The sequence below is a fragment of the Frigoribacterium faeni genome (assembly GCF_011761235.1).
GTDB lineage: Bacteria > Actinomycetota > Actinomycetes > Actinomycetales > Microbacteriaceae > Frigoribacterium > Frigoribacterium faeni_A.
The window spans coordinates 318,144-344,303 of sequence record NZ_JAAOYW010000002.1 but is presented as its reverse complement, the minus strand read 5'-3'; the positions used below and the strand labels follow the sequence as shown (position 1 = coordinate 344,303).

The 26,160-nt window shown below is 73.1% G+C and carries 24 protein-coding genes; 13 read left to right on the top strand and 11 right to left on the bottom strand.

Annotation, left to right across the window (positions count from 1 at the left end; genetic code table 11):
• Positions 1-3: 3 nt before the first annotated feature.
• From FHR78_RS08105 to FHR78_RS08090, 4 genes are all read left to right on the top strand, one after another.
• On the top strand, positions 4-813 hold the full coding sequence (locus FHR78_RS08105; RefSeq protein ID WP_166760019.1) for a glycosyltransferase: 810 nt from the start codon (positions 4-6) through the stop codon (positions 811-813).
• A gap of 84 nt (positions 814-897) precedes the next feature.
• Positions 898-2,040 carry an AI-2E family transporter gene (locus FHR78_RS08100; protein WP_166760018.1) on the top strand — a complete coding sequence of 381 codons (1,143 nt, stop codon included), beginning with the start codon at positions 898-900 and terminating at the stop codon, positions 2,038-2,040.
• A gap of 365 nt (positions 2,041-2,405) precedes the next feature.
• Entirely contained in the window at positions 2,406-4,370 is a 1,965-nt protein-coding gene (locus tag FHR78_RS08095; protein WP_166760017.1) for a DHA2 family efflux MFS transporter permease subunit, read from the top strand.
• On the top strand, positions 4,351-4,890 hold the full coding sequence (locus tag FHR78_RS08090; RefSeq protein ID WP_166760016.1) for a MarR family winged helix-turn-helix transcriptional regulator: 540 nt from the start codon (positions 4,351-4,353) through the stop codon (positions 4,888-4,890). The genes FHR78_RS08095 and FHR78_RS08090 overlap by 20 nt, the downstream gene beginning before the upstream one ends.
• A 278-nt stretch (positions 4,891-5,168) precedes the next feature.
• On the opposite strand, the gene FHR78_RS08085 is transcribed toward FHR78_RS08090, so the two are convergent.
• Together FHR78_RS08085 and FHR78_RS08080 are read right to left on the bottom strand one after the other, a co-directional pair.
• Positions 5,169-6,212, bottom strand: coding sequence for an NAD(P)-dependent alcohol dehydrogenase (locus tag FHR78_RS08085; RefSeq protein WP_166760015.1), 1,044 nt, complete (start codon positions 6,210-6,212; stop codon positions 5,169-5,171).
• A gap of 153 nt (positions 6,213-6,365) precedes the next feature.
• Positions 6,366-7,322 carry an ROK family protein gene (locus FHR78_RS08080; RefSeq protein ID WP_166760014.1) on the bottom strand — a complete coding sequence of 319 codons (957 nt, stop codon included), beginning with the start codon at positions 7,320-7,322 and terminating at the stop codon, positions 6,366-6,368.
• A 77-nt stretch (positions 7,323-7,399) separates the two neighbouring features.
• Here FHR78_RS08080 and FHR78_RS08075 point away from each other — a divergent pair, with 77 nt between their 5' ends.
• A complete protein-coding gene (locus FHR78_RS08075) occupies positions 7,400-8,290 on the top strand; it encodes a PfkB family carbohydrate kinase (protein ID WP_166760013.1) in 891 nt (296 codons plus the stop codon).
• Positions 8,291-8,408: 118 nt separating this feature from the next.
• On the opposite strand, the gene FHR78_RS08070 is transcribed toward FHR78_RS08075, so the two are convergent.
• The 3 genes from FHR78_RS08070 to FHR78_RS08060 form a co-directional block, all read right to left on the bottom strand.
• Positions 8,409-9,410: an NADP-dependent oxidoreductase gene (locus tag FHR78_RS08070; protein WP_166760012.1), complete on the bottom strand. Its 1,002-nt coding sequence runs from the start codon at positions 9,408-9,410 to the stop codon at positions 8,409-8,411.
• A 206-nt stretch (positions 9,411-9,616) separates the two neighbouring features.
• Positions 9,617-10,513 carry a KPN_02809 family neutral zinc metallopeptidase gene (gene ypfJ, locus FHR78_RS08065; RefSeq protein ID WP_166760011.1) on the bottom strand — a complete coding sequence of 299 codons (897 nt, stop codon included), beginning with the start codon at positions 10,511-10,513 and terminating at the stop codon, positions 9,617-9,619.
• A 121-nt stretch (positions 10,514-10,634) separates the two neighbouring features.
• The gene (locus FHR78_RS08060; protein WP_166760010.1) at positions 10,635-11,084 is read right to left on the bottom strand and encodes a DUF5997 family protein; all 450 of its coding nucleotides are present in this window, start codon (positions 11,082-11,084) and stop codon (positions 10,635-10,637) included.
• 135 nt (positions 11,085-11,219) lie between these two features.
• Here FHR78_RS08060 and FHR78_RS08055 point away from each other — a divergent pair, with 135 nt between their 5' ends.
• From FHR78_RS08055 to FHR78_RS08045, 3 genes are all read left to right on the top strand, one after another.
• Positions 11,220-11,981, top strand: a complete 762-nt coding sequence (locus tag FHR78_RS08055) for a LysR family transcriptional regulator substrate-binding protein (RefSeq protein ID WP_166760009.1) — start codon at positions 11,220-11,222, stop codon at positions 11,979-11,981.
• A 199-nt stretch (positions 11,982-12,180) separates the two neighbouring features.
• On the top strand, positions 12,181-12,423 hold the full coding sequence (locus FHR78_RS08050) for a hypothetical protein (protein ID WP_166760008.1): 243 nt from the start codon (positions 12,181-12,183) through the stop codon (positions 12,421-12,423).
• A 179-nt stretch (positions 12,424-12,602) separates the two neighbouring features.
• Positions 12,603-12,887 (top strand): hypothetical protein, encoded by a 285-nt coding sequence (locus FHR78_RS08045; RefSeq protein WP_166760007.1) that lies wholly within the window; start codon positions 12,603-12,605, stop codon positions 12,885-12,887.
• A gap of 79 nt (positions 12,888-12,966) precedes the next feature.
• Here the strand turns inward: FHR78_RS08045 and FHR78_RS08040 are convergent, their stop codons facing one another.
• The gene (locus FHR78_RS08040) at positions 12,967-14,472 is read right to left on the bottom strand and encodes a DUF4041 domain-containing protein (RefSeq protein ID WP_166760006.1); all 1,506 of its coding nucleotides are present in this window, start codon (positions 14,470-14,472) and stop codon (positions 12,967-12,969) included.
• Between the two features lie 409 nt (positions 14,473-14,881).
• On the opposite strand from FHR78_RS08040, the gene FHR78_RS08035 reads away from it, so the two are divergent.
• The 3 genes from FHR78_RS08035 (at position 14,882) to FHR78_RS08025 (ending at position 15,960) form a co-directional block, all read left to right on the top strand.
• Entirely contained in the window at positions 14,882-15,364 is a 483-nt protein-coding gene (locus tag FHR78_RS08035) for a YdeI/OmpD-associated family protein (RefSeq protein WP_166760005.1), read from the top strand.
• 140 nt (positions 15,365-15,504) lie between these two features.
• Complete coding sequence (locus FHR78_RS08030) at positions 15,505-15,711, top strand: DUF2945 domain-containing protein (protein ID WP_166760004.1); 207 nt, start codon at positions 15,505-15,507, stop codon at positions 15,709-15,711.
• Between the two features lie 12 nt (positions 15,712-15,723).
• The gene (locus FHR78_RS08025; RefSeq protein ID WP_166760003.1) at positions 15,724-15,960 is read left to right on the top strand and encodes a hypothetical protein; all 237 of its coding nucleotides are present in this window, start codon (positions 15,724-15,726) and stop codon (positions 15,958-15,960) included.
• 58 nt (positions 15,961-16,018) lie between these two features.
• Here FHR78_RS08025 and FHR78_RS08020 read toward each other — a convergent pair whose 3' ends face one another.
• Complete coding sequence (locus tag FHR78_RS08020; RefSeq protein ID WP_166760002.1) at positions 16,019-17,314, bottom strand: MFS transporter; 1,296 nt, start codon at positions 17,312-17,314, stop codon at positions 16,019-16,021.
• Between the two features lie 65 nt (positions 17,315-17,379).
• Here FHR78_RS08020 and FHR78_RS08015 point away from each other — a divergent pair, with 65 nt between their 5' ends.
• On the top strand, positions 17,380-18,144 hold the full coding sequence (locus FHR78_RS08015; protein WP_166760001.1) for a TetR/AcrR family transcriptional regulator: 765 nt from the start codon (positions 17,380-17,382) through the stop codon (positions 18,142-18,144).
• Positions 18,145-18,170: 26 nt separating this feature from the next.
• Here FHR78_RS08015 and FHR78_RS08010 read toward each other — a convergent pair whose 3' ends face one another.
• The 3 genes from FHR78_RS08010 to FHR78_RS08000 form a co-directional block, all read right to left on the bottom strand.
• Positions 18,171-18,755 (bottom strand): hypothetical protein, encoded by a 585-nt coding sequence (locus FHR78_RS08010; RefSeq protein ID WP_166760000.1) that lies wholly within the window; start codon positions 18,753-18,755, stop codon positions 18,171-18,173.
• 106 nt (positions 18,756-18,861) lie between these two features.
• On the bottom strand, positions 18,862-19,710 hold the full coding sequence (locus tag FHR78_RS08005) for an ABC transporter permease (RefSeq protein WP_166759999.1): 849 nt from the start codon (positions 19,708-19,710) through the stop codon (positions 18,862-18,864).
• Positions 19,707-20,723 (bottom strand): ATP-binding cassette domain-containing protein, encoded by a 1,017-nt coding sequence (locus FHR78_RS08000; protein ID WP_166759998.1) that lies wholly within the window; start codon positions 20,721-20,723, stop codon positions 19,707-19,709. Before FHR78_RS08000 ends, FHR78_RS08005 begins: the two co-directional genes overlap by 4 nt.
• Positions 20,724-20,957: 234 nt before the next feature.
• Here FHR78_RS08000 and FHR78_RS07995 point away from each other — a divergent pair, with 234 nt between their 5' ends.
• Positions 20,958-24,443: a bifunctional proline dehydrogenase/L-glutamate gamma-semialdehyde dehydrogenase gene (locus tag FHR78_RS07995; RefSeq protein ID WP_166759997.1), complete on the top strand. Its 3,486-nt coding sequence runs from the start codon at positions 20,958-20,960 to the stop codon at positions 24,441-24,443.
• Between the two features lie 393 nt (positions 24,444-24,836).
• Here the strand turns inward: FHR78_RS07995 and FHR78_RS07990 are convergent, their stop codons facing one another.
• Positions 24,837-25,820 (bottom strand): NAD-dependent epimerase/dehydratase family protein, encoded by a 984-nt coding sequence (locus FHR78_RS07990; protein WP_166759996.1) that lies wholly within the window; start codon positions 25,818-25,820, stop codon positions 24,837-24,839.
• Positions 25,821-26,160: the final 340 nt, after the last annotated feature.

Genomic DNA, 26,160 nt, shown 5'->3' with positions numbered 1-26,160 from the left:
CCCGTGCGCGTCTCCGTGGTGATCCCCGTCCGTGACGACGCACGCCATCTCGAGGCGTGCCTCCGGTCGCTCGCGCGGCAGACGGTGCTCGCCGACGAGGTCGTCGTGATCGACAACGGCAGCTCGGACGACAGCGTCGCCGTCGCCCTCGCCGGGGGAGCCCGCGTGCTGCACCAGCCCGTCGTCGGCATCGCCGCCGCGGCCTCGACCGGCTACGACGCGGCGCTCGGCGAGCTCGTCGGCCGCTGCGACGCCGACAGCGTCCTGCCGCGCACCTGGGTCGAGGAGCTCGTGCGCACCTTCGACGAGCGCCCCGAGGCCGTGGCCGTCAGCACCGGCGCCCGCTTCTACGACGCCCCGGTCGGGCTGCAGCGCATCCTGTCGGTCGGCTACGTCGGCGCCTACCACGTGCTCGTCGGGGCGGGGCTCGCCCACTGGCCGCTCTTCGGCTCGACGATGATGATGCGCCGCTCGGCCTGGGAGGCGGTGCGCGACGAGGTGCACCGCCGCGACGTGGGCCTGCACGACGACATGGACCTCGCCGTTCACCTCGGCGACCTCGTGCTCGGCCGGCCCGGTCGCATCGTGTGGCGCCGCGACGTCGTCGCCGCCATCTCGGCCCGCCCGTTCGCCCGGGGCGGCCGCCAGTGGCTGCGGAGCACGCGGGCCGTCCGCTCGTTCGCCGTGCACGGCCGCGACGGCGTCCCGTTCGTGCGGTGGTGGCGCCGTGACCTCTTCTCGCTGCGCGCCGGCGTCGGCGCCGGCCGACCCGACGGGGCACGCCGCACCGGTTCCGGCCCTCGGGCGCGCTGACGCGGTTCGATGGGGGCTGTCGGCCGACCGGGCCGACGAACACCGCCGCCCCCGATCGGCGCACCGAGTTGAAAAGGACACCACGTGCCCATCTTCCGCAGCCGTGAGCGCGACGCGACGGCCGACGCCGCCGAGGCCGTCGCCACCCAGGCGAACCAGTGGGGCGACCCGTTCGGGCGCCTCGCGACCCGCTCGATCCAGATCATCGTGGTCGTCGTGGTGGTCGCCGGCCTCATCTACGCCTTCACGACCCTGAGCCTCGTCACCATCCCGGTGCTGCTCGCCCTCATCTTCGCCTCGGCGATGCACCCCGTCGTGTCGTTCCTGCGGCACCACCGCGTGCCCTCGCTGCTCGCCACGCTCATCGCGCTCTTCGGGGTCCTGGCCGTGCTCGGCCTCGTGGGCTGGCTCGTCGTCTGGGCGGTCGAGAACCAGGCGAGCATGCTCGTCTCCTCCGCCGAGAAGGGCATCGGCCAGCTGCAGGACTTCGTCACGACCCTGCCGTTCTCGATCACCGACCAGCAGATCGAGGACGTCCGCGACACCGTCGTGAACTTCGTGACCAGCGCCTCCTTCGGCTCGGGCGCGCTCGCCGGCGCGAGCGCCGTGGGCAGCTTCGCCACCGGCCTGGTGCTCATGATCGTCGTGCTGTTCTTCTTCCTCAAGGACGGGCCGGCCATCTGGGAGTTCATGCTGCGCCCGTTCCGCGGCCAGCAGTACGCCCGTGCCCGCCGCATTGGCGACAAGACCGTGGCGACGCTCGGCGGCTACGTCCGCGGCACCGCGACGGTCGCCGCCGTCGACGCGATCGGCATCGGCGTCAGCATCTGGATCGTGGGCGTGCCCCTCGCGCTGCCCCTGGCCGTCGTCGTGTTCCTCACCGCGTTCATCCCGCTCGTCGGCGCGACCGCGGCCGGCATCCTGGCCGCCCTCGTGGCCCTCGTGGCCCTCGGCCCGGTGCAGGCACTGATCGTCGTCGGCATCGTGGTCGTCGTCAACCAGCTCGAGGGCAACTTCCTGCAGCCCGTGCTGATGGGCCGCACGCTGCAGCTGCACGGCCTCGTCATCCTCGTCGCGCTGACCGCCGGCACCGTGCTCGGCGGCATCGTCGGCGCCGTCATCGCCGTGCCGCTGACGGCCGTCGCCTGGGGCATCGTCGGCGTCTGGCGCGGCCCGGACCAGCCTGCCGAGATGTTCCGGCAGAAGCGGCCCGAAGAGGTCCGCTAGGCCTGGTCTGGTGCGTGCAGGAGGCGCGGTGTCCGTTCGTCGGGCACCGCGCCTCCTTCGTGTGGCCGGGTCGCGCTGTGCCGAGGGCGGGTGTTCCGGTGCGAGGGCGGGTCGTCGTCGACCCGCCCTCGGCACGGAACACCCGCCCTCGAGGGGGCGCGCGCGGGGAGGCAGTTCTGCGCGATCTGCAGAAAGATGGTTGCAGATCGTCAACTGAGGCGTATGGTTGTGGTTCTACAACTACCTGGCCGACGGCGTCCGGGTCCCCTCATCTCAGAGCCACCACGGAGCCGACCTTGTCGCAGACCACCACCGCCGCGGGCACGAAGCCCGCGGCTCCGCACGAACCGGGCGAGGCGCCCGGCATGAGCCACCGCGAAGTCCTCACGGCCCTGTCGGGCCTGCTGATGGGCATGCTCGTGGCGATCCTCTCGTCGACCGTCGTGTCGACCTCCCTGCCGCGCATCGTCAGCGACCTGAACGGCAGCCAGACCTCGTACACCTGGGTCATCACGGCGACGCTGCTCGCGACGACCGTGAGCACGCCGCTCTGGGGCAAGTTCTCCGACCTGACCAACCGCAAGGTGCTGCTGCAGGTCGCGCTCGTGCTGTTCGTGCTCGCCTCGGTCGCGGCCGGGTTCTCGCAGAACACCGCGACGCTCATCACGTTCCGCGTGTTCCAGGGCCTCGGCGCCGGCGGCCTCACCGCCCTGGTGCAGGTCGTCATGAGCGACATCATCAGCCCGCGCGAGCGCGGCCGGTACATGGGCTACCTCGGCGCCGTCATGAGCGTCGGCACCATCGGCGGCCCGCTGCTCGGCGGCGTCCTCACCGACTCGATCGGCTGGCGCTGGAACTTCTTCGTCGGCGTGCCCGTGGGCATCGCCGCCCTCATCGTCATCCAGCGCACCCTGCACCTGCCGCCGAAGCCGAAGAAGGCCGTCGTCGTCGACTACTGGGGCGCCGGGCTCATCGCCGGCGGCGTCTCGCTGCTGCTCGTCTGGGTGTCGCTCGGCGGCAAGCAGTTCGAGTGGGCCTCGACCACCAGCTGGCTGATGGCCGTCGGCGCCGTCGTGCTGCTGGCGCTCGCCGTCGTCGTGGAGTTCCGCTCGAAGGAGCCGATCATCCCGCTGACGCTCTTCAAGAACCGCACCTTCACGTTCGCGGTCGTCGCCTCGCTCAGCGTCGGCGTCGCCATGTTCGGCACGAGCGTGTTCCTCGGCCAGTACATGCAGCTGGCCCGTGGCCAGTCGCCGACCATGGCGGGCATCCTGACCCTGCCGATGGTGCTCGGCCTGCTCATCTCGTCGATGGTCGCCGGTGCGCTCATCTCGAAGTACGGCAAGTGGAAGCCCTACATGATCGTCGGCTCGGTGCTGCTCGCCGCCGGCCTGTTCCTCATGTCGACCATCGAGTACGACACGAACTTCGCCATCGTCTCCGTGTTCATGGCGATGATGGGGCTCGGCATCGGCATGGTGATGCAGAACCTCGTGCTCGTCGTGCAGAACTCGGTCGACGTCAGCGTCGTCGGCGCCGCCTCGTCGAGCGTCGCGTTCTTCCGCAGCCTCGGCGGCACCATCGGCGTCTCGGTCATGGGCGCCGTGCTCGGCACCAAGGTCTCGGGCTACATCACCGACGGCCTCACCGACGCCGGGGTCGACCCCAGCGCGCTCGGCAGCGGCGGCTCGACGAGCATCCCCGACCTCAGCACCGTGCCCGGCCCGATCCGCACCATCATCGAGTCGGCGTACGGCCAGGGCGTGGCCGACGTGTTCCTCATCGCGGCCCCGCTGGCCGTCATCACCATCGTGTTCGTGTGCCTGCTGCCGAACGTCGAGCTCGGCACGAAGACGGGCATCCAGCGCGCGGCCGCGGCCGGCGACGGTCCGGCTGCGGGCGCTGCGGGCGCCGCCCCGGCGACCGACGCCGGTGCTGGTCGGGCTGCCGGTGCCGACTCCGAGGGCGAAGGCGGCGGAGACGGCGTCCGCGCCGACGCTGCCGGCGCCTCCGTCGTGGAGAAGGGCGTCGCGGCCACCGCCGGGCTCGCCCCCGCCGTGTCCAGCGCCCCGGCGACCACGACCGACGACGCCTCGACGTCGCGGGGAGCCTCGTCCCCGGCCCCCGTGTCGCCCGTCGACCAGGGCGGCGACCTCCCGGAGGCGCCCCGCCACCACGCCCACGCGGCTGCCGGCACCGGTACCATCGACACGATCATCGCCACCGGTGCCGCCGAGGTGGCGGGCCACCCGGTGTCGGACGACGAACTGGCCGAGAGCCCGGTGTTCTCGTCCCTGGTCGAGGAGAAGGATGTCGCAGCCGACCGATGACGGCGCGCCCGCGGGCGCGGTGCTCGACGCGCCGCGCCTGCCCGGGCCTGACGCGCCGCGCCTGCCCGGGCCCGACGACGACGGCCGCGAGGGCCTGATGGCGAGCGTGGTCGACGAGATCGGCTCGATGATGGTCGAGGCCAAGCGCACCATCGCCGCCGCCGCGTCGCGGTTCGACCCCGACGTGCCGCCGACCGCGTTCTACGTGCTCCGGTACGTGATGAAGCACCAGCCCTGCACGGCGGGCGACATCGTCAAGGCCATGGCCCTCGACAAGAGCGCCGTCAGCCGCCAGGTCGCGCTGCTGCGCGAGGCGGGCTTCGTCGACGTCGCGCCCGACGCCGCCGACGGCCGTGTCGTGACGCTCGGCAGCACCGAGCGGGCCGAGGCGCGCATGCTCGAGGTGCGGCACGAGAACCGCGCCGTCTTCCGCAGCCACGTCGAGGGCTGGACCGACGACGAGCTCGCCGAGTTCGCAGGCTGGCTGCACCGCTTCAACACGCCCGCCGACCCGCGGTAGGCGACCCGCGCCTCCTCGGCCTGCCTCCGGCTGCTGGCCGGCCCCCCCTGATCGGCGCGGCCGGGGCTGCAGGGCAAGGGCTGCACGGCAGGGCGGGCGGGTCCGTCGGGTGCGGGCGTCCGTGGTCGCCCGGACGCGACGGACTCGCCCGCCCCGGCACCCGCCCCGGCACCAGCCCCGGGCACCCGCACCCGCACCCGCACCGGCGACGACGCAGCACGACGAAGGCCCCCTCCCGGTGCGGGAGGGGGCCTTCGTGCGAGGGCGTGCGGCCGACGCTAGATCGTGGCGGTGTCGATCACGAAGCGGTAGCGGACCTTGCTGCCGACGACGCGCTCGTAGGCGTCGTCGACGTCGTCCGCGCTGATCGTCTCGATCTCGGCGCCGATGTGGTGCTCGGCGCAGAAGTCGAGCATCTCCTGCGTCTCGGGGATGCCGCCGATGTTCGAGCCGGCGAGGCTGCGACGACCGCCGATGAGCGACCCGGCGCCGAACGACTGCGGGTTCTCGGGCAGGCCGACGAACACCATCGTGCCGTTGAGGCGCAGGGTGCGGGCGTAGGCGTCGATGTCCATGTCGGCCGAGATCGTGTTGATGATCAGGTCGAACGAGCTGCGCAGCGTCGTGAAGGTCTCGGGGTCGCTCGACGCGTAGTAGTGGTCGGCGCCGAGCTTCAGGCCGTCCTCCTGCTTGGAGAGCGTCTGGCTGATGACGGTGACCTCGGCGCCCAGGGCGTGCGCGATCTTGACGGCCATGTGGCCGAGGCCGCCCATGCCGACGACGGCGACCTTCTTGCCGGGGCCCGCGCCCCAGTGCTTCAGCGGCGAGTAGGTGGTGATGCCGGCGCAGAGCAGCGGCGCGGCCTCGTCGAGCGAGATGCCCTCGGGGATCGACAGCACGTAGTTCTCGTCGGCGACGATCTGCTTGGCGTAGCCGCCGTAGGTGGGCTCGCCCGAGTACTGACGGCCGTTGTAGGTCGCGACGTTGCCCTTGGTGCAGAACTGCTGCTCGCCGGCGAGGCAGTTCTCGCACTCGCGGCAGCTGTCGACGAAGCAGCCGATGCCGACGCGGTCGCCGACCCGGTGCTTGGTGACGTCGGAGCCGACCTGCGTGACGACGCCGGCGATCTCGTGGCCGGGGACCATCGGGAAGATGGCCTTGCCCCACTCTTCGCGGGCCTGGTGGATGTCGCTGTGGCAGATGCCGGCGAACGCGATGTCGATCTGGACGTCGTTCGGGCCGACGTCGCGGAGCTCGACCGTGGAGCGCTCGAAGGGCGCGCCGGCCGAGGGGGTCTGGATGACGGGGACGGTGGTGGGCATGGAGATACCTCCGTGTGGTGGCGGGTCGTGCGCGCCCGGGTGCGGGCGCGCGGGATCCCGACGTCGTCGTGGGGATGCTCCCAGCCTAGGCAGGGCCGCCGACGCCCGCTCCTGACGGGAACGGTTCTCAGGCCGGGCCGCAGGAGGCGCGGGTCAGCCGAGCAGGTCCGCCTGCCAGACGAGGGCGGCGGCCCCGACGAGCGGGCTCTCGTCGCTGAGGCCGGAGCGGACGACGCGGACGCGACGGGCGTAGCCGTTGACGGGCGCCTCCTCGACGGTCGTGCGGACGAGGTCGAGGTAGTCGTCGCTGACGCGCGAGAACCCGCCGCCGATGGCGGCGACGTCGAGGTCGAGCAGCGTCGACACCGACGAGATGGCCTCGCCGACCGCGTTGGCCGAGCGGCGCACGGCCGCGACGGCGACCACGTCGCCGGCGACGTAGCCGGCCGCCAGGTCTTCGCCGCGCTCGCCCTGCCAGCCCTGCTCCTGCGCCCATCGCACCACGTTGGGGCCCGAGGCGATGACCTCGAGTGTGGCGGCCCAGGCGCTCTCGCCCGCCGGGCGGTCGGCGATCTGGATCTGGCCGATGTGGCCGGCGTTGCCCGTGCCGCCCGAGAGGAGGCGTCCGTTCACGATGAGCCCGCCGCCGACGCCCGTCGAGACGGTGATCGCGACCGCGTTGTCGACGCCCTGCGTGGCGCCGACCCAGTGCTCGGCGAGGGCGAGGCTGACGCCGTCGAGGCGCAGGGTGACGGGCAGCTCGCCGGGGGCGCCGGCGGCCGGGGCGGCCTCGGCGAGCAGCTCGACGACGAGGCCGCGCAGGGGGAACCCGCGCCAGGCGGGCAGGTTGATCGGCGAGACCGTGCCCGCGACGAGGTCGACCGGGCCGGCGCTGCCGATGCCCGCGCCGACGAGCACGTCGTCGTCGCCGAGCGCGGCGAGGGCGTGGCGCGTCACGGCGCGGACGGCGTCGGCCAGCTGGTCGCTCGTCGAGTCGTGGCCGGTCGGGCGGCGGTCGCGGCTGCCGGGGGAGAGGACGCCGTCGGCCGCGACGAGAGCGGCCTCGACCTTGGTGCCGCCGACGTCGACGGCGAGAACGTAGTCAGTCACCGCGCCAGCGTAGTGGGGTCGGCGGGCCCCGCGCGGGGACCGGCGCCGGCGCCCCGGGCGGGCCCTAGGGTGTCGACATGGACCAGTCTGCACCGCGCGTCGTCGTCGTCGGCGACGCCCTCATCGACGAGCTGCGCACCCCCGCGGGCTCGGACGACCACGTCGGCGGCGCCGGCCTCAACGTCGCCGTCGGCCTCAGCCGCCTCGGCGTCCCCACCACGCTGCTCGCGTCGGTCGGCGACGACGCCGACGGCGCGTCGATCCGCGCGCACCTCGCCGAGCACGGCGTCGAGCTCGTGGCCACCGCGAACCCGCTCGGCACCGGCCGGGCCGTCAGCGAGCGCGTCGACGGCGAGCCGACCTACGCCTTCAGCGACGCGGCCGTCGCCCGCGGGCTCGACTTCGGCGACGCCCAGCTCGCCGCCCTCGCGGCGGCGCCGCTCGTCGCCGTCAGCTCGTACCCGTTCGACGACGCCCGGCTGACCGATCGGCTGCTCGCCGCCGTGGGGGCCGAGCCGCCGCGGCTCGTCGTCGACCCGAACCCGCGCCCCGGGTTCCTGCGAGACCCCGCGGCCTTCGCGAGCGGTCTCGCCCGCGCCGCCGCCGCCTCCTCGTTGGTCAAGATCGGCGAGGACGACGCGGCGCTCGTCGCCGACGGCACCCTCGACGAGTGGCAGGAGGCGCTGCTCGCCGCCGGCGCCGGGGCAGTGCTCGCGACGCGCGGCGCCGACGGGGCCAGCCTCACGCTCGCCGGGCGGCCGCCGCTGCGACAGGGCATCGTCCCGCTCGACGGCGACGTCGTCGACACGATGGGCGCGGGCGACGCGACCTTCGCCTCCGTCGTGGCGTCGTTGCTCGCGAGCCGGTCGGCGCCGGACAGCGTCGACTGGGAGGCGGCGCTCACCGACGCGATGCGGGTCGCGGCCGCGACGGTGCGGGCCCCGGGCGCGCTGCTGCGCCTGCCCTGAGCGGGCCGCCGCGTCGAGTGGTCGGTTCCGGCCCGTCGACGGGCCGGGGAGGACCAGATCCGACCGCTCGGCGGTGCGGAGCCGGCCCTGGCCGACCCTGGGTCAACCCTGGCCGACCCTAGCCGGCCTGCTCGGCGAAGGTGCGCGCCTTCGCCGACAGGTACCAGTGCGAGCGGGCCCCCGTCTCGACCGGCTGCATGCCCACGACGACCTTGCCGCGCGAGTGGTGCTCGGCGAGGTCCTCGAAGGCCTGCGCGATGTTGTCGAACGGGTAGAAGCCCGAGATGAGCACGCGCACCTTGTTGTCGGCGATCAGCTTCGCCAGGGCGGCGAGGATCATCGACGGCTCGGTGTCGTCGCGCTCGGCCGTGATGAAGCGCATCTCGACGTCGAGCCGGTGCGCGCTCGAGCTGAACCGCGACTCGGGCACGCCCAGTTCGCGGCTGAGCGCGGGGTTGTCGCCGCCGAAGTTGTCGATGAACGCCGTGACCGGTCGACCCGCGGCCTTCTCGATGCGCTCCTGCAGGCCCTCGCCGTAGTTCACCGGGGTGACGCCGATCTGACGCAGGTAGTCGTGGTTGCCGGGGCTGCAGGTGCCGATCACCTTCGCGCCCGCCGCGAGGGCGAGCTGGCACTCGATGTGCCCGACGCCCCCGGCCGCGGCCGTGATGACGACGACGTCGCCCTCGCCGAGGTGCAGCGACCGGACGATGTCGTAGGCGGTGGCGCCGGCGAGGTAGAGACCGCCCGCGACCTCCCACGAGACGCTGCTCGGCTTGCGGACGACGGCGCTCGCCGGCACGGCGATCCACGTGGCGTGGGCGCCCCCGCCGACGGCGTGGCCGATCACCTCGGCGCCGACCGCGACGTCGCGCACGGCCGAGCCGCGCTTCTTGACGATGCCGGCGAAGCACGAGCCCTGCCGGGCCGGGAAGGTCTGCGGGAGGCGGTCCTCGAAGTCGCCCTTGCGGGTGAAGTTCTCGATGTGGTTCAGTCCCGCGCACACGACCTCGACGACGACCTCGTCGTCGGCCGGGACGGGCATCTGCTGCGGGACGAAGTGCAGCTCGTCGATCTCCCCGTACCGGTCGTACTCCACTGCTCTGCCTGTCTTGACCATGACGTGCCTCCTCGCGACGTGAGCAGAGTCTGCTCCTGCGTCGCGCCGGGTGGTCGGGAACCGGCTGGGAGTTCGGCGGGTCGTCGCCCGGTGCGGGAGGGCGGAGGCGGCGAGCGGAGGCGGGAGGCGGCGAGCACGCGGCGGCAGGCGGGCGGCGGCAGCCGCGCGGCGCCTCTCGGCAAGAGCCGCCTCCGCGCAGGCGGCGCCTAGAGCTCGCTCGTCGGCACGCTGAACGTGTCGCAGGCCGTGGGCCCGCCGGCGCGACCGGCCTCGAACCACTTCGTGCGCTGGTCGGCCGAGCCGTGGGTCCAGGTGTCGGGGTCGACGCGGCCGCCCGACGCCTCCTGGATCCGGTCGTCGCCGACCGCAGCGGCGGCGTCGAGGGCGTCGGCGACCTGCTCGCGGGTGACGGGCTCGAGGAACGTCTCGCCGTACTCGTTCTGGATCGTCGTGGCGCTGCCCACCCAGGCTCCGGCGTAGCAGTCGGCCTGGACCTCGAGGCGGATCGTGTCCGAGCCCGGGCCGGTCTGGCTGCGGTCGGCGCGGTCGAACGAGCCGCTGAGCTGCTGGATGTGGTGGCCCCACTCGTGCCCGACGACGTACATCTGGGCGAGGGGCCCGGCCGAGGCGCCGAACTGCTCCCGCAGCTGGTCGAAGAAGTCGGTGTCGACGTAGAGCGACCGGTCGGGCGGGCAGTAGAAGGGGCCGGTGGCGCTCGTGGCGCCTCCGCAGCCGGTGTCGACGGAGGCGGTGAACAGGAAGAAGTCCGGGCGCTCGTAGTCCTGGATGCCGACCTCGGGCGCGGCCGAGGCCCAGTAGGTGTCGAGCGAGTCGGCGGCGCCGGCCATGCGGCAGTCGATGCTCGCGTTCGCGTCGGCGCCGGTGGTGCAGCCCTCGAGCGCCTCGCCCTCGACCTGCTGGGCCGGGCCCACCTGGGCGCCCCCGACGAGGCCGGAGAGGTCGACACCGGTGAACTGGCTGATCAGCGCGACGACGATGACGCCGACGATGCCGACGCCTCCTGCGGCGATGCCGGTCGTGCGGCCACGGCCCGCTCGCTTGACCTTGCTGCTGTCGATGCGGGTGTCGTCGTTGAAGGACATGGCTCAGACGCTACTGCCCCGACGCGACCAGGGCCCGGCCCGGGGCCGTGGCCGGGGCCTCGCCGGGGCCTCTTCGTAGCCGTGGCCTCACTGTGGCCGGGCCTCGCCCGGCGGGGACCGCCTAGAGCCCGCGACGCTCCTGCTCGGCGCGCTCGGCGGCCTCGCGCTCGGCGCGCAGCACGGCGCGGCCGGCGTCGCGCTCCTTGACGCGGAGCTCTTCGTCGCGCACCTCGGCGAGGTTCGCGCGCTCGGTGACGAGCCACTGCGGCATCTGCTCGAGCAGGGCGTGGATCTCGTCGGTGGTGAGCGCGTCGTCGATGCCGGCCCGGGCCAGGCCCGAGATCGTGACGCCCAGCTTCTGCGCGACCACGGGGCGGGGGTGCGGCCCGGTGCGGCGGAGCTCGGCCAGCCACTCGGGCGGGTTCGCGGTCAGCTCGGCGAACTCTTCGCGGGTGACGGGGGTCGACCGGAACGAGTCGGGCGTCGCCGGCAGGTGCACCCCGAGCTTCTTGGCGGCCGTGAAGGGCTTGAGGGTCTGCTGGCTCTTGCCGCTGGGGGTGTCCGAGGTCATGCCGCAAGGGTACCGTCCGGGCGGCGCCGGGCCGTGGCCCCGGCCCGGGCCTGTGGACGGGGGCCGGGCGGCGGGCACGGGGGAGGGAGCCGGGCCCCGGGGCTGGGGACGCGACCCGCCCGGTAGCCTGGCGCGATGACGACCGAGCCGAGCCGCGCCTCCTTCCGCATCGGCTTCGTGCCCGGCGTGACCCTCTCGAAGTGGTCGCGGCTGTGGGAGGAGCGGCGCGACGACCTGCCCCTCGACGTCGTCGAGGTGACGGGCGACGCCCTCGCCGTGCTGCGCGGCGACGACCGCGTCGACATGGTGCTCGCACGGCTGCCCCTCGCGCTCGGCGACGACTTCTCGTCCATCGCGCTCTACGACGAGCGGGCCGTGGTCTGCATGGGCAAGGAGCACCCGCTCGCGGCCGCGGGCAAGGACGACGAGCTCTCGCTCGACGACCTCTCCGGCGAGGTGCGGCACGACCTCGACCCCGCGCTCGACGAGGCGCAGGCGATCGAGGTGGTCGCGACGGGCTCCGGCGTCGCGGTGATGCCGCAGTCGCTGGCGCGGCTGCACGGCCGTTCGGGCGTGACGCACCGGTTCCTCTCCGACGTCGAGCCGACCACGATCGCCCTCGTCTGGCCGTACGGCGAGCTCGACGACGACATCGACGACTTCATCGGCGTCGTGCGCGGACGAACCCGCAACAGCAGCCGGTCGAGGAGGCGCGACGACGACGCGCAGGCGGCTCCCGCCCCGAAGGCGAAGGGCCCCGGCAAGGGCGGCGCCGGGGGCAAGGGCGCGGCGTCCGGCGGTCGCGGCTCGGGGCCCGGCCAGGGCAGGACGCCGCCCGGCGGTCGCGGCGGCCCCCAGCGCGGCACCGGCCGCAGCCGCCCGCGCCGAGGCCGCTGACCTGCCCCTCCCCCTCCGCCTCCGCCCCTCCCTCATTCAGGAACCTGAGTCCTGTTCCCCGCGAGGGCGGGACGCATGTTCCTGAACCGTGCACGGCGCAGGAACCCGGCCCGCCCCGTTCCTGAACGACGAGGAGGCGCCGCCCCCGGCCACGGCGGACGAGCGTCGTCAGCCTGGCCGGCCTGGCATGCTGGCGCACATGAACGACAGCACCGAGGGCGAAGCGCCTGTCCCGCGGCGGTTCCGACGCCTGACGTTCGATCCCCTGCGCCACGTCATGCCCTGGGTGGCGGTCGTGGTCGGTCTGTTCCTCGTCGTGCGGGCTGCACTCGGACGCAGCCCCGGCGACGACGCCCCGTGGCTGGTCATGGGCCTCGCGCTGGTGGTCGTCGGCATCGCGGTGTTCGTCGTCGACCGCTGGCGGGCGCGGCGCGGTCGCTAGGTTCGCTCTCCCGACGGGCCTCCGCCGGGTAGCAGGCGGCGCTCGGGGCACCGGACCGCCCGGACCGCCCGGATCACCTGGGGCTGGATCTCGGGAGCCGTCGAGCCCGACTGCAGGCCTCTCGCCCGTTGGACTGGCTCAGCAACGCGATCCTCGGCCCGATGAGAGATGCTGACAGCATGAGAGCCGAGAGTCGCGTCCACCGGCAGATCACGGCCGCGGTCCTGGCCGTTCTCACCGAGGTCGACCCGTACGGCCTCGAGCCCGGGACGTCGGACGGCGCTCCCGCGGACGAGTACGAGCCGGAGGCGGTCGACCTGGCTCGCCTGCTCCTCCGGGACGGCGTCGTGACCGTCTACGACGTGGAAGACGTGTGGGTGCGCTGGTTCTCGGAGTCCCTCGTGCTCAGACTCGGGGTCGACCGGACGGCGCGGTTGGTGGACCGGCTGAACGCGCTGGTCTGAGAACAGAGAGCGACACGTCGATGAACGAGCGATCGTGTCTGGGGTCGGGCTCGCCGCCGGGGGAGTTCGTTGCCCGAGCTCAGACGAGCGGACGGGTGTCGCGGCTCTGCCCCGAGGGCTGGACGATGCGCGCTTCGCGGGCTGAGCGACTGATGGACCACTCCTCCGATTCCACCTCGAGACGGAACTCGACGATCTCGACGGATTCCTGGTGGAGGACGTCGAGTACTTGCTGCGGTGTCACGTAGAAGAACTCTCTCCGGAAATTGACCTGGTTGACGCGTTGCTGGGCGAAGCGACGATGGAGCATCGCCTCGACGCCGACGGCATCGTGGGCGAAGAACAGAGCGTGCACGTCGAACCGGAACGGCACCGAGGCATCCCCGAGCTCGCGGACTCTGTCCATGGGTTCGAGGCGCCTCGTCATGCCGATCTTGACCACGGAGTCCCCGAACGACCCCTTGTTCGAGATCACGTAGACGTAGCCGGCGCGAATGTTCGCTGCTCGATAGTCCACGTCGTCGATCGCCCGCTGGACGTCTTCCAACTTCGCTTCCATCCTCGCGACGCCCGCGTGGTCACCCTTGAGTCGAAGTGCCTCCAGCGCTAGCTCGTAGTGGCTCTGTTCCTTCCTCAGGCGTTCTTGTTCCCGCTCGAGTTCTTGCTCCGCCTTGCGCTGTTCGCGCAGCTCCTCCCGACGTTCGCGTTCGCGCTCCTTCTCGACTTGGAGCGCAGCGAGATGACGGTTGGCGAGTGATATCTCTTCCAGACGCAGTCCGTGGAAGCGCGGACTGATCCGCAAGTCGATCATCGAACCCTGCCGGGCGATCTGATCCGCGGCCGTCGTGAGGCGTTTCTGGGCCGTAGCGAGGTTCCCGGCTCGCGTCGTCTTGACGCAGTTCTCGGCCTCCGCGTTGTACGCGCGCAGAAGGATCTTCGTCATGTCGTTGACGAACTTGGTTCCCTTCGAAACCGAGTTGTTGAAGGTGAAGCCGGTCGTTGCAGTAGCCGCCGTCTTGTCTCGGATCATCTGCTTGACGCTCAATCGCACGACTTCAAGCTTCGTCGCGAGGTCAGCGGAACCTTCGGCCGGGTGGTCGTAGTCGTACAGGCCGAGCTCCTGGATCCCTGCTGTCTGCCGTACGTCTATGATCGCGAGTCGTGCTCGCTCCAGCTCAGATGCGGCGGCAGCGACCGAAGTCTGGACGTCGTGGAGCTCACGATGCGCGTTGCTGATGTCCGCCGCGATCCCTGCTCGCTGTGCCTCGAGGTCGAGCAACTCGAGATGGCCGTAGCGCGCCGCGGCGCCTTCTAGTTCGGCGACTCGCGCAGCGAGCTGTTCCGCTGCCTTCCGCGCGCCGAAGAAAGGCACTTTGCTCTCCCCGTGGCCGATGCCGGCGAGGGTGCCGTCGCTGCCGGGGGCGGATGCTGACGTCGTCGTCGACGTCGGGGGTGGTGTCGTTGCTGGCATCGGAATGACGACAGGGTCGTGCGGCTGCTGAACGTGGTCCGTCCATGTCTGCCCGTCCCACCAACGAATCATGCCGGCGCTGTCGTCGTACCAACCGGGCAGTACATGGGTCATCGAGAATCGCCCTCGTTCTGTCGCAGTCGGTCCGGCCGACGCGGACCCGGACGCCGTCTGCGTCTGTGTGCACAAGCATGTGCATGTGCGTGATTGAAGGAAGTATCCCTCAGGTAAGGCTCGCGGCATGCGCGGGACGACCGAGCACGCTGGCTGCGTGTCGGTGAAGGCCTGCCTCCTGACCGGCGCCGGACGGCGCCAGAGCAGCGGGAGGGCCGTCGCCCGCGATGTCGGCGCCGACGGCAGCTGATCACGACCGACGGCAGCTGATCACGACCGACGGCGGCTTCTCCGTCTGACGGAGAGGCGCGGGCGGGGACTGGGAGGCGCGGGCAGGGATGACGAAGCGAGGCCATGCTCCCACAGGCCCCCCTTCCTCGCGGAGGCGTGAGCGCCCTACCCTCTGCCCATGACCGACTCCGTGCCCTCCGTCACCTTCCGCACCGTCGTCCTCGAGGCGCGGCCGGGCGTCACCGGTCTCGTGGTGCCGGCTGACGAGCTCGCGGCGCTCGGTGCGGGGAAGCGCCCGGCCGTCGTCGTGACGGTGCGCGGCGTCGGCGACGTTCCCACCGAGCCCTACGGCTACCGCAACACGGTCGGCGGCATGGGAGGTCGATCCCTCGTGTCCCTCAGCGCCGAGCACCGGCGGGCCTCCGGGCTGGTCGGTGGCCAGCAGGTGGAGGTGACGCTGGTGCTCGACACGGAGCCCCGGGTCGTCGAGGTGCCCGCCGCGCTCGCCGAGGCGTGGGCCGGGGACGAGGCCCTGCGCGCCTCCTTCGACGCCCTGTCGCCCAGCAGGCAGAAGGCCCTGACGCTGCCGATCGCCGACGCGAGGACGGACGCGACCCGCGAGCGGCGCGTGGCCGCCGCGCTCGACGCGCTGCGCGGCTGACGCGACCGACACGGCCGTCCCGGCGGATGCGACCGGCACCGCCCACGCCCCTGGGGGCGCCGCCTCCCTGTGCCCCACCCGGGAACGCCCGAGGAGGCGCGGGTACCGTCCAGCGCATCCCGAGAGCCTGAGGAGGCACGATGACGTTCAGCAAGGGCGACCACGTGACGTGGAAGACGCCGCAGGGCGAGACCCACGGCACGGTCCAGGAGAAGCGCGTGAAGGAGTTCCAGTTCGACGGCCAGCACTTCAAGGCCTCGGAGGACGAGCCGTACTTCATCGTCAAGAGCGACAAGACCGACGCGGAGGCGGCTCACAAGGAGTCGGCCCTCTCGAAGAAGAAGTAGGGGAGCGACACCATGGCCGATCTGAACGACGTCGTCTGGAACCAGGAAGCCCGCGACAAGATGCTCACCGACGCCGACCGCGTGCTGCAGGACGCCGTCCGCGAGGTCGCCGCCCAGCACGAGGGCGACGACTGGGAGCCTGCCTTCGCGGCGCTCAACGAGCGACTCAAGGGCCGCTTCATCGACTACGAGCCCGGCCCGGACGTGCGCAAGTACGCCGAGGCCATCGCGCGCGGCGACTACAGCTGAGCGCCGGCACGCGCTGAGCGGCGACCACAGCTGAGCGGCGACTGCCGCTGAGCGCCGGCTACCGCTGACCGGGCGGCCCCTGGCCGACTCGTTCGTCCGCTGACAGCCGTGCGGGTGCGTCGATCCGGCGCACCCGCGGGCTGACGGCGACGACCACCGCCACCACGGCGACGAGGCCGGCCAGCGCGAGCAAGGCGGCGGGCGTGCCGAACCTCTCGGCCAGGGGCCCGACGACCAGCTCGCCGACGGGGATCCCCGCGAGCGTCGCCAGCGTGAGCGCGGCGAAGACCCTGCCCAGGTAGGCCCGGGGCACGAGCGTCTGGATCGCCACGTCGAGCGGCACCGTGAACAGCTCGAGCCCGACGCTCGACACGAAGAGGCCGAGGCAGAGCCAGAAGGCCCAGTGCAGCGGGTCGACGTACGGCGGGTCGAGCACCTCGGGCTGGTCGAGATGCGCGGCGGCCAGCAGGGCGAGCGGCAGCACCAGGGCCGCGGTCGCCAGGCACGCGACCGCCAGCCGCAGCCTGCCGCGCAGGCGGCCGGCCCAGACGGCGCCGACCACGAGGCCGAGCGTCTGCACCGCCCCCGCGAAGCCCCAGAGCACCCGCCCGAACGACTCGTCCGCGACGAGCGGCCCGATCACCTGGACGCCGCCGGCGAAGCTCAGCTGGTGCACGAACGCGAGGGCGAGCGTCGCGGTCAGCCACGGCGACCGTGCCACGAACGCCACGCCCGATGCCAGGTCGCGCAGCAGCGAACCCGTACCGGAGGCGCCCGTCACCGATCGCGGGACGCGCGCGAACGCGACCGCGGCGGCGATCGAGAGCCCGGCCCCGACGAGCAGGGCGCTGCCCGTGCCCGCGACTCCGACGAGGGCGCCGCCGACGGCCGTCCCGATGATGAGGCCCACGTTCATGCTGATGCGGGCGAGCACCGTGCCGTCGCTGATCAGCGGGTCGACGAGCACGTCGCGCAGCATCGCGCTCGACGCCGGCCCGAAGAACGCCGCCGCCGCGCCGGTCAGCGCCGCGGCCACGGCGAGGGTGACGAGGGTCTCGCGCCCGGTGAGCAGCAGCACGCCTGCAGCCACGAGGGAGGCGGCCGAGACCACCGAGGAGGCGGTGGCCACCAGGCGCCGCGGCAGCCGGTCCGCGAGGGCCCCGCCGACGAGCACGAGCACGACGTTCGGCACGGCCCGAGCGGCCACGACCCACCCCAGCTCGACGGCGTCGGCGCCGAGGTCGACGGCCGCGAAGACCAGGGCGAGGGGCGCGAGGCCCGCGACCACCCACGACAGCAGACGACCGACCCACAGGGCGCGGAACGCCGGGATGCGCAGCAGCGACCACCTCACGGGCGCAGCCTACGCTCGGCGCATGGGCGCCCCGGCGGCGGGCCGCCCGCCCTAGGCTGGCCCCGATGTCCGCCGTCGACGAGACCCCCGCTGCGGAGCAGGAGTCCGCCGCCGACCGGCCTGGCAGCGCCGACCGGCCCGGCAGTGCCGACCGGTCCGGCACCGGCGAGCCTGTCGCGGCGGCCGCTCCCGTCGCCCCCGGTCGGTACCGGAAGGGCGTCGCCAAGCGGGAGGCCATCCTCGAGGCCGCCCTGCCCGTGTTCGGCAAGGTCGGCTTCCACGGTGCGTCGCTGCGCGAGATCGCCCGCAGCTGCGGGGTGTCGCACCAGTCGCTGATGCACTACTTCCCGACCAAGGACGAGCTGCTGCTGGCCGTCCTCCGTCGACGCGACGAGCGCCTCCGGCGGCACTTCGACGACGAGGGCGGCATGCGCCTCGCCGAGCTCGTCGCGCTCGCCGAGTACAACGTCGACGTGCCCGCCGTCATCTCGCTGTTCATCACGGCGTCGGCGGAGGCCACGTCGACCGACCACCCGGCGCACGGCTACTACGCCGACCACTACGACCGCATCATCGGCTCGACCTCGGCGTACCTCGCGGTGGCCGAGGCGCGCGGCTGGCTGCGCGACGGCTTCACGGCCGAGTCCGCGGCCCGCGTGGTGCTCGCGGTGCAGGACGGCCTCCAGCTGCAGTGGCTCTACCGGCGCGACGACGTGCAGGTGGCCGACCTCATGCGGCTCGTCATCGGCACCGTCGTCACCGTGCCGACGGCCGACCTCGACGACGCCGTCCGCGAGCAGGTCGCGGCTGCGCGTCCTGCGTCGGGCTGACGCGCCGGCCTGCTGCGGCCGCAGGGTCAGGCAGCTGGGGTCTGGTCCGGCGGGCAGGCTCGGGAGACCGTGACGGTGTGCCAGGCGGAGCGCGACCCCTCGATGAACCGCACGTCGGTCGCGACGAGCAGGGCGTAGAGATCGTCGAGGCTCTCGAACAGGGCGTCTTCGTTCCAGGACAAGAAGTCGCTCTTGCCCACGCGGTGCGCCTTGCTGGTCCAGGTCCGACGCAGGTTGCTGATGGATTCGACAGCCCAGGCCAAGGTGTAGAAGGCACTGATGTAGTTCTCGCGATCGCATCGCACCCGTCTGAGCTGTCGCCATCGGGGCAGGTTGAGCAAGGTGCCGACGAGATGGCGGGCCGACGCCACCTCTCCTGTCGTGAGCCTGATGTGCGCTTCCGTCATCGCGAGACGTCGTGCGTGGACGCGGTCTTGCGCGCGTGCGTCACTGCTGCTCCTCGCCACTGCGATCGCGATCCAGACGGTCGCCCCCACCGCCATGAAGGTCCCCACCACGGTCGCCCAGTCCGCCGGACTCGCCGATCGCCACTGGTCCGCAGCACCGGGCGACTTGGTCAGGAGCAGGAGGAGCAGAAGGGCATCGGGCACGTCTCGACCTTGGCAGCCGGACCGACCCGTCCGCACACCCCCGTCCGGGGACGTCGCCGTCGCGCTGACGCACCGGGCAGCGCCTACGCCGCCGCCGGCCCGCCCCCTACTTCGCGCTGATGCGCTGGAACTTCCGGATGCTCAGCGGCACGAACACGACAAGCATGACCGCGAGGCCGACGAGCACCGTCGCGTAGGGGTGCTGCAGGGTCCAGATGTCGGGCACGGGCGTGGCGCCGAGGTTGCCGAACGACGTGCGGGCCGCCTGCACCAGCGACGACACCGGGTTCCACTCGGCGAAGACCCGCAGCACCGTCGGCAGGGTGTCGCTCGGCACGAACGCGTTCGAGATGAACGTCAGCGGGAACAGGATCATGAACGACGCGTTGTTGATCGTCTCCGGCGTCTTGACGCTCATGCCGAGCAGCGCCATCACCCAGCTGAACGAGTAGCTGAACAGCAGCAGCAGCGCGACGCCGCCGACGAACGACAGGGGCGACGTGGTCACCCGCCAGCCCACGGCGAGCCCGGTGAGCATCATGATCACCATCGAGATGCCGTTCAGCACGAGGTCGCTGTTCGTGCGGCCGATCAGCACCGCCGACGGGCTCATCGGCAGGGTGCGGAACCGGTCGATGATGCCCTCCTTCAGGTCCTGTGCCATGGCGGCGCCCGAGAAGGTCGAGCCGAAGACGACGGTCTGGGCGAAGATGCCCGCCATCAGGAACTGCGTGTAGTCCGTGCCCTGCACGGCGATCGCCCCGCCGTAGACCTGGCTGAAGAGCAGCACGAACATGATCGGCTGCAGCACGGCGAAGATCAGCATGTCGGGCGAGCGCTTGACCTTGATGAGGTTGCGCTTCGTCACCGTCCAGCCGTCGGAGGCCCAGGAGGCGAGCCCCGTCGGGCCCAGGGGCGTGAGGGTCTGCGCGAGTGCGTCCGTCGTCGTGGTCATCGCCGCGCCTCCTTCGTCTTCTTGCCCGTCGTGACCGGCGCGGTGTCGGGGTCGTCGTCGTCCGCCGCCGCCTTGCGGCCCGTCAGCTGCAGGAACACGTCGTCGAGGGTGGGGCGTCGCATGCCGGCGTCGTGCAGCTCGATGCCGGCGGCGCCGAGGTCGGCGAGCGTGCGCTGCAGCGCGGTGGGCCCGTCGGTGACCGCGACCTCGACCTGGCGGCCGTCGCTGCCCAGCACGGGCTCGGCGTCGCCGTGGCGCCGCAGCACCTCGAGCGCCTGGCCGGCCCGCGCGTCGTCGACGAGGGCGACGACGAGGCGGTGCCCGCCGACCTGGGCCTTGAGCTGGTCGGCGGTGCCCTCGGCGATCACGCGCCCCTCGTCGATGACGGCGATGTCGTCGGCGAGGCGGTCGGCCTCCTCGAGGTACTGGGTCGTCAGCAGCACCGTCGTGCCGCCCTCGACGAGCGACGTGATGATGTCCCACAGGGCGAGTCGGCTGCGCGGGTCGAGGCCGGTGGTCGGCTCGTCGAGGAACAGCACGCGCGGGTTCGTCACGAGCGCGCCGGCGAGGTCGATGCGGCGCCGCATCCCGCCCGAGAAGCCCTTGACGGGGCGGTCGCCGGCGGCCGACAGGTCGAAGACGTCGATCAGCTCGCGGGCCCGCTCGCGCGAGACCTTCGCGCCCAGGTGGTAGAGCCGACCGATCATGTCGAGGTTCTCGAAGCCGGTGAGGTTCTCGTCGACCGCCGCGTACTGGCCCGAGACGCCGATGGTGCGCCGGGTGGCCTGCGGATCGGCGACGACGTCGATCCCGTTGATCGTCGCGCTGCCCGAGTCGGGCACCTCGAGCGTCGTCAGCATCTTGACCGTCGTGGTCTTGCCGGCGCCGTTCGGCCCCAGCAGCGCCTTGACGCTGCCCTCGGGCACGACGAGGTCGAGGCCCGTCAGGGCGTGCACCGGGCCGCTCTTCGAACGGTAGGTCTTCGTCAGGCCCGAGGCCTCGATCATCGCCATGCGCGCCTCCCGCGGGGTGGAGCCACCGCACCAGGAGGTTCGGTGACGAGGGGAAAGTACCGCACGCGGGGCTCGCGCGCCAGAGGACCGGGCGGTCCCGAGCCGAGCCGAGGAGGCGCGGGTCGCCTGTGCAGGAGGCGCGGGTCGCCTGCGCAGGAGGCGCGCACGACCCGACACGTTACGGTCGTGTGTCAAACCTTGCCACCTGGCAAGTTCCGGTCTTATCGTGACCGCATGACCACCATCGACCAGCCGGCCCGTCCGGCAGCCGCCCTCCCCGAGTCGATCGGCGACGACGCCGTCGCCCTGGCCCGCCGCTGGGCGCACGAGGCCTCGTCCGCCCCGAGCACGGACTCGGCGCACCTGCTCGCGCAGGTGCTGAAGGACGAGTCGGGCCTCGCCTTCACCATCGGGTTCGTCGACCGCGTCGTGCGGCCCGAGGACCTCAGCGTGGCCGCCCGCAACCTGTCGCGCCTCGCCGCGCAGGTGCCCGCGTTCCTGCCCTGGTACATGCGCGGCGCCGTCCGCGTCGGCGGCGTCGTCGCCCCCGTGCTGCCCGGCGTCGTCGTGCCCGTCGCCCGCCGCGTGCTGCGCGGCATGGTCGGCCACCTCATCGCCGACGCCCGCCCCGCCAAGCTCGGCGCCGCGATCCAGAGCATCAAGGCGGAGGGCACCCGCCTCAACCTCAACCTGCTCGGCGAGGCCGTGCTCGGCGACGCCGAGGCCGAGCACCGCCTCGCCGGCACCCGTGCGCTGCTCGAGCGGGACGACGTCGACTACGTCTCGATCAAGGTGTCGTCGATCGTCAGCCAGCTGTCGATGTGGGCCTTCGACGAGACCGTCGAGCGCGTCGTCGAGAAGCTGACCCCGCTCTACGAGCTCGCCGCGCGCTCGCGCGAGCCGAAGTTCATCAACCTCGACATGGAGGAGTACCGCGACCTCGACCTGACGATCGCGGTCTTCACGCGCCTCCTCGACCAGCCGCAGCTGAAGGGCCTCGAGGCCGGCATCGTGCTGCAGACCTACCTGCCCGACGCGCTCGGCGCGCTGCAGGGGCTCACCGAGTGGGCCACCCGCCGCGTCGACGCCGGCGGCGCCTCGATCAAGCTCCGGGTCGTCAAGGGCGCCAACCTCGCCATGGAGACCGTCGACGCCGTCGTGCACGAGTGGCCGCTCGCCACCTACGACACGAAGCAGGCCAGCGACACGAACTACAAGCGGGTGCTCGCCTGGGCGCTCACCCCCGAGCGCGCGCGGGCCGTCAAGATCGGCGTCGCGGGCCACAACCTGTTCGACATCGCCTTCGCGCACCTGCTCGCCGAGGCCCGCGGCGTGGGCGACCGCGTCGAGTTCGAGATGCTGCTCGGCATGGCCGAGGGGCAGGCCGAGCTCGTCAAGGCCGACGTCGGCGGGCTGCTGCTCTACACGCCCGTCGTGCACCCCCGCGAGTTCGACGTCGCCATCAGCTACCTGATCCGCCGCCTCGAGGAGAACGCCTCGAGCGAGAACTTCATGTCGGCCGTGTTCGAGCTCGCCTCGAACGAGGCCATGTTCGAGCGCGAGAAGGGCCGGTTCCTCGCGTCGCTCGCCGACGTCGACGCCGAGGCGCCCGCCCCGCACCGCGTGCAGAGCAGGCTCGACGACGCGCAGGCGCTCCGCCCACGCGACGCCGGCAGCGGCTTCGACAACGAGCCCGACACCGATCCCGCCAAGGCCGACAACCGCGCGTGGGGGCGCGAGATCCAGCGTCGCTCGCGCACCTCGGTGCTCGGCGTCGACCTGATCGAGCAGGCCCGGGTGACCGACGCCTCCACGATCGACGACATCGTCGCCGGGGCCGTCGCGGCCCAGCCCGCCTGGGCGGCACGAGGAGGCGCGGGCCGGGCCGAGGTGCTCCGCGCCGCCGCCGTCTCGCTGGCCGCGCGACGGGCCGACCTGATGGAGGTCGCCGCGAGCGAGACCGGCAAGACCGTCGCCGAGGGCGACGTCGAGGTCAGCGAGGCGATCGACTTCGCCAACTGGTACGCGCACCTCGCCGAGGAGCTCGACGTCGTCGACGGCGCCGACTTCGTGCCCGAGCGGCTGACGCTCGTCACCCCGCCGTGGAACTTCCCCGTCGCGATCCCCGCCGGGTCGACCCTCGCCGCGCTCGCCGCGGGCAGCAGCGTCGTCGTGAAGCCCGCCGGCCAGGCGAAGCGCTGCGGCGCCGTCATGGTCGAGGCGCTCTGGCAGGCGGGCGTGCCCCGCGACGTGCTGCGGCTGGTCGACGTCGACGAGGGCGACCTCGGTCGTCACCTCGTCTCGCACCCCTCGGTCGACCGGGTCATCCTCACCGGCGCGTTCGAGACCGCCGCGCTCTTCACGAGCTGGCGCACCGACCTGCCGCTGCTCGCCGAGACCAGCGGCAAGAACGCCATCATCGTCACCCCGAGCGCCGACCTCGACCTCGCCGCCGCCGACGTGGTCAAGTCGGCGTTCGGCCACGCCGGGCAGAAGTGCTCGGCCGCGAGCCTCGTCATCCTCGTGGGGTCGGTGGGCACCTCCGACCGGTTCCGCCGCCAGCTCGTCGACGCCGCGTCGACGATGCGCGTGGGGTACCCGAGCGAGCCGACGACCCAGATGGGCCCGATCATCGAGCCCGCGCACGGCAAGCTCGAGCGCGCCCTGACGACCCTCGGCGCCGGGGAGTCGTGGCTCGTCGAGCCCCGCCAGCTCGACGACACCGGGCGCCTCTGGTCGCCCGGCGTGCGCGCCGGGGTCGCCGCGGGCAGCGAGTTCCACCTGACCGAGTACTTCGGCCCGGTGCTCGGCATCATGACCGCCGCCACCCTCGACGAGGCCATCGCCCTGCAGAACGCGACCGACTACGGCCTCACCGCGGGCCTGCACACCCTCGACCCCGCCGAGCTCGCGACCTGGCTCGAGGGCGTCGAGGCCGGCAACCTGTACGTCAACCGCGGCATCACCGGGGCGGTCGTGCGCCGGCAGCCGTTCGGCGGCTGGAAGAAGTCGTCGGTCGGCGCCGGAGCCAAGGCCGGCGGCCCGAACTACCTCGTGCACCTCGGCTCGTGGCGTCCCACGACGCTCGCCGGGGCGGCGGCGGGGGAGGCGCGGCCCGCCGCGGCCGTCGCGGGAGCCCTGCGCGCGGCGACCCCGTCGCTCGGAGCCGACGCCGACCTGGTCGCGGCGGCCGTCGCCACCGACGAGCACGTCTGGAGCACCGAGTTCGGCGTCGCCCGCGACGTCAGCCAGCTCGGCCTCGAGCGCGACCTGCTCCGCTACCGCCCGATCGCGGTGACGGTGCGGGCCGCCGAGGGAGCCCCGCTCGCCGACGTGGTGCGCGTGCTGCTCGCCGGGCTGCGGTCGGGCTCGCCGATCACCGCCTCCGTGGCGACGGCGCTGCCCGAGGCGTTCGTCTCGGCCCTGGGCCTCGGCGTGGGCGCGATCCGCGTCGAGAGCGACGACGCCTGGCACGAGCGGCTGCGCTCGGGCGGGCTGCGGACGGAGCGCGTGCGCCTCGTGAGCGGTCCGGACGACGGGGGCGCCGCCTCCTCGGCCCTCGCCGACGCGCTCGGCGGAGACCCGGCCGTGGCCGTGTTCGCCGCGCCCGTCACGCCGGCCGGGCGGCTCGAGCTGCTGCCGTTCCTGCGCGAGCAGGCCGTGTCGATCACGGCGCACCGCTTCGGCAACCCCGACGGCTGGAGCGACGCGGTCATCTGAGGCGGGCCTGGCGGTCGTGCGGCTCGCTCCTGAGTCGGTGGACGACTTGCCCCGGAAGGTCGGCTCGCCCGCGCCGGGGCGACCATCCGGGGCAAGTCGTCCGTGCTGCCGCGGGCGCGGCCGCCCGGGCGCGCGCCCAGAGCCTTCCTCATGTGACTCGACGCGGGGTCTCAGCGCGGGGCAGGGCCCGCGACGCGTCACATGACGCGTCGTCGCACCCGAGCGTGTGCGTGAGGTCGAGTCAGGTGTCTCGACGTGGGGCCCCCGCGCAAGCCAGGGGCCGCGACGCGCCACATGAGGGTCCCTCTGGGGGAGGCGGGAGCGCGGCGCACGAGTTGCCCCGGATGGTCGGCTCGCCGTGGCGGGCGACACCATCTGAGGCAACTCGTTCGCTCAGACCGGGGGCTGGCCCGCGGCGTACCAGGCGGCGAGCCGCCGCAGGCCCTCGTCGACCGAGACCTCGGGCGTCCAGCGCAGGTCGTGCTGCGTGCGCCGCTGGTCGAACCAGTGGGCCGTCGACAGCTGCTCGGCGAGGAACCGCGTCATCGGGGGCTCGTCCGTCCCCGGCCGCACGGCCCAGACGCGCTCGACGAGCGACCCGGCCGCCCGGGCGACCCCGGCCGGCACCCGCACGTGCGGCGCCGGGACCCCGCCCGCGGCGCAGATGCCGCCCATCAGGTCGGCGACCGTCCGGGGCTCGCCGTTGGTGAGGACGTAAGCCCGCCCCGAGACGGCGCCGACCCGCTCGAGGGCGGCCGCGATGCCCGCCGCGGCGTTGTCGACGTAGGTCGAGTCGATCAGGGCGGCTCCGTGGTCGAGCAGCGGCAGGCGGCCCCGTCGGGCCCGCTCGACGATGCGCTCGACGAGCTGCGTGTCGCCCGGGCCCCAGACGAGGTGCGGCCGCACGGCGACGACCCGCAGCGCGTCCGACGCCGCAGCCAGGGCCAGCACCTCGGCGGCGGCCTTGGTGCGGGCGTAGTCGCCGCGGGCACGTGCGGGCGAGGCCGGCGCGGCGTCCTCGCCGACGATCGACGCGCCTCCGTGGGCCACCGAGGGCGACGACACGAAGACGAGCCGGGGCACCGAGGAGGCGCGCATCGCCTCGAGCAGGGAGCTCGTGCCCCCGACGTTGACGGCCTCGAACTCCGCGGGGTCGCCCGCCAGCGAGACCTTCGCGGCCAGGTGGACCACCGCCTCCTGCCCGTCGACGGCCGCCGCGACGGCGTCGGGGTCGGTCATCGAGCCGGCGACGTCGCGGGCACCGGCGATGCCCGACGGACGGCGCTGGAACGTCGTCACGTCGTGGCCGGCCGCGGCGACCGCTCGGGCGACGGCGCCGCCGAGCAGCCCGCTCGCGCCGGTTACGAGCACCTTCACGCGCCGACCCCCGGCGCGGTCGGCGCGAGCACGACGGGCGGGTTCGTCGTGCCCGGGCGTGCGTGACGGCCCGTCGACGACGGACCCGCCCGCCCGGCGAGCACCGGCGTCGGCGCGAGCGCAGGCCCAGGCGCAAGCGCGGGCGCAGGCGCAGGCCCGGGCCCAGGCGCGCTCATGGGCGCGAGCACGACGGGCGAGTTCGTCGTGCCCGGGCGTGCGTGACGGCCCGTCGACGACGGACCCGCCCGCCCGGCGAGCACCGGCGTCGGCACGAGCACGAGCACAGGCGCAGGCACAGGCGCAGGCAGAGGCGCAGGCACGAGCGCGCGCGCAGCCGCGC

Bases quoted from the DNA above. Each gene is read 5' to 3' on its own strand.
- FHR78_RS08095 (WP_166760017.1), top strand. From the start codon at position 2,406: ATGAGCCACCGCGAAGTCCTCACGGCCCTGTCGGGCCTGCTGATGGGC.
- FHR78_RS08090 (WP_166760016.1), top strand. From the start codon at position 4,351: ATGTCGCAGCCGACCGATGACGGCGCGCCCGCGGGCGCGGTGCTCGAC.
- FHR78_RS08085 (WP_166760015.1), bottom strand. From the start codon at position 6,212: ATGCCCACCACCGTCCCCGTCATCCAGACCCCCTCGGCCGGCGCGCCC.
- FHR78_RS08075 (WP_166760013.1), top strand. From the start codon at position 7,400: ATGGACCAGTCTGCACCGCGCGTCGTCGTCGTCGGCGACGCCCTCATC.
- FHR78_RS08070 (WP_166760012.1), bottom strand. From the start codon at position 9,410: ATGGTCAAGACAGGCAGAGCAGTGGAGTACGACCGGTACGGGGAGATC.
- ypfJ (WP_166760011.1), bottom strand. From the start codon at position 10,513: ATGTCCTTCAACGACGACACCCGCATCGACAGCAGCAAGGTCAAGCGA.
- FHR78_RS08060 (WP_166760010.1), bottom strand. From the start codon at position 11,084: ATGACCTCGGACACCCCCAGCGGCAAGAGCCAGCAGACCCTCAAGCCC.
- FHR78_RS08055 (WP_166760009.1), top strand. From the start codon at position 11,220: ATGACGACCGAGCCGAGCCGCGCCTCCTTCCGCATCGGCTTCGTGCCC.
- FHR78_RS08050 (WP_166760008.1), top strand. From the start codon at position 12,181: ATGAACGACAGCACCGAGGGCGAAGCGCCTGTCCCGCGGCGGTTCCGA.
- FHR78_RS08045 (WP_166760007.1), top strand. From the start codon at position 12,603: ATGAGAGCCGAGAGTCGCGTCCACCGGCAGATCACGGCCGCGGTCCTG.
- FHR78_RS08040 (WP_166760006.1), bottom strand. From the start codon at position 14,472: ATGACCCATGTACTGCCCGGTTGGTACGACGACAGCGCCGGCATGATT.
- FHR78_RS08035 (WP_166760005.1), top strand. From the start codon at position 14,882: ATGACCGACTCCGTGCCCTCCGTCACCTTCCGCACCGTCGTCCTCGAG.
- FHR78_RS08030 (WP_166760004.1), top strand. From the start codon at position 15,505: ATGACGTTCAGCAAGGGCGACCACGTGACGTGGAAGACGCCGCAGGGC.
- FHR78_RS08025 (WP_166760003.1), top strand. From the start codon at position 15,724: ATGGCCGATCTGAACGACGTCGTCTGGAACCAGGAAGCCCGCGACAAG.
- FHR78_RS08015 (WP_166760001.1), top strand. From the start codon at position 17,380: ATGTCCGCCGTCGACGAGACCCCCGCTGCGGAGCAGGAGTCCGCCGCC.
- FHR78_RS08005 (WP_166759999.1), bottom strand. From the start codon at position 19,710: ATGACCACGACGACGGACGCACTCGCGCAGACCCTCACGCCCCTGGGC.
- FHR78_RS08000 (WP_166759998.1), bottom strand. From the start codon at position 20,723: ATGGCGATGATCGAGGCCTCGGGCCTGACGAAGACCTACCGTTCGAAG.
- FHR78_RS07995 (WP_166759997.1), top strand. From the start codon at position 20,958: ATGACCACCATCGACCAGCCGGCCCGTCCGGCAGCCGCCCTCCCCGAG.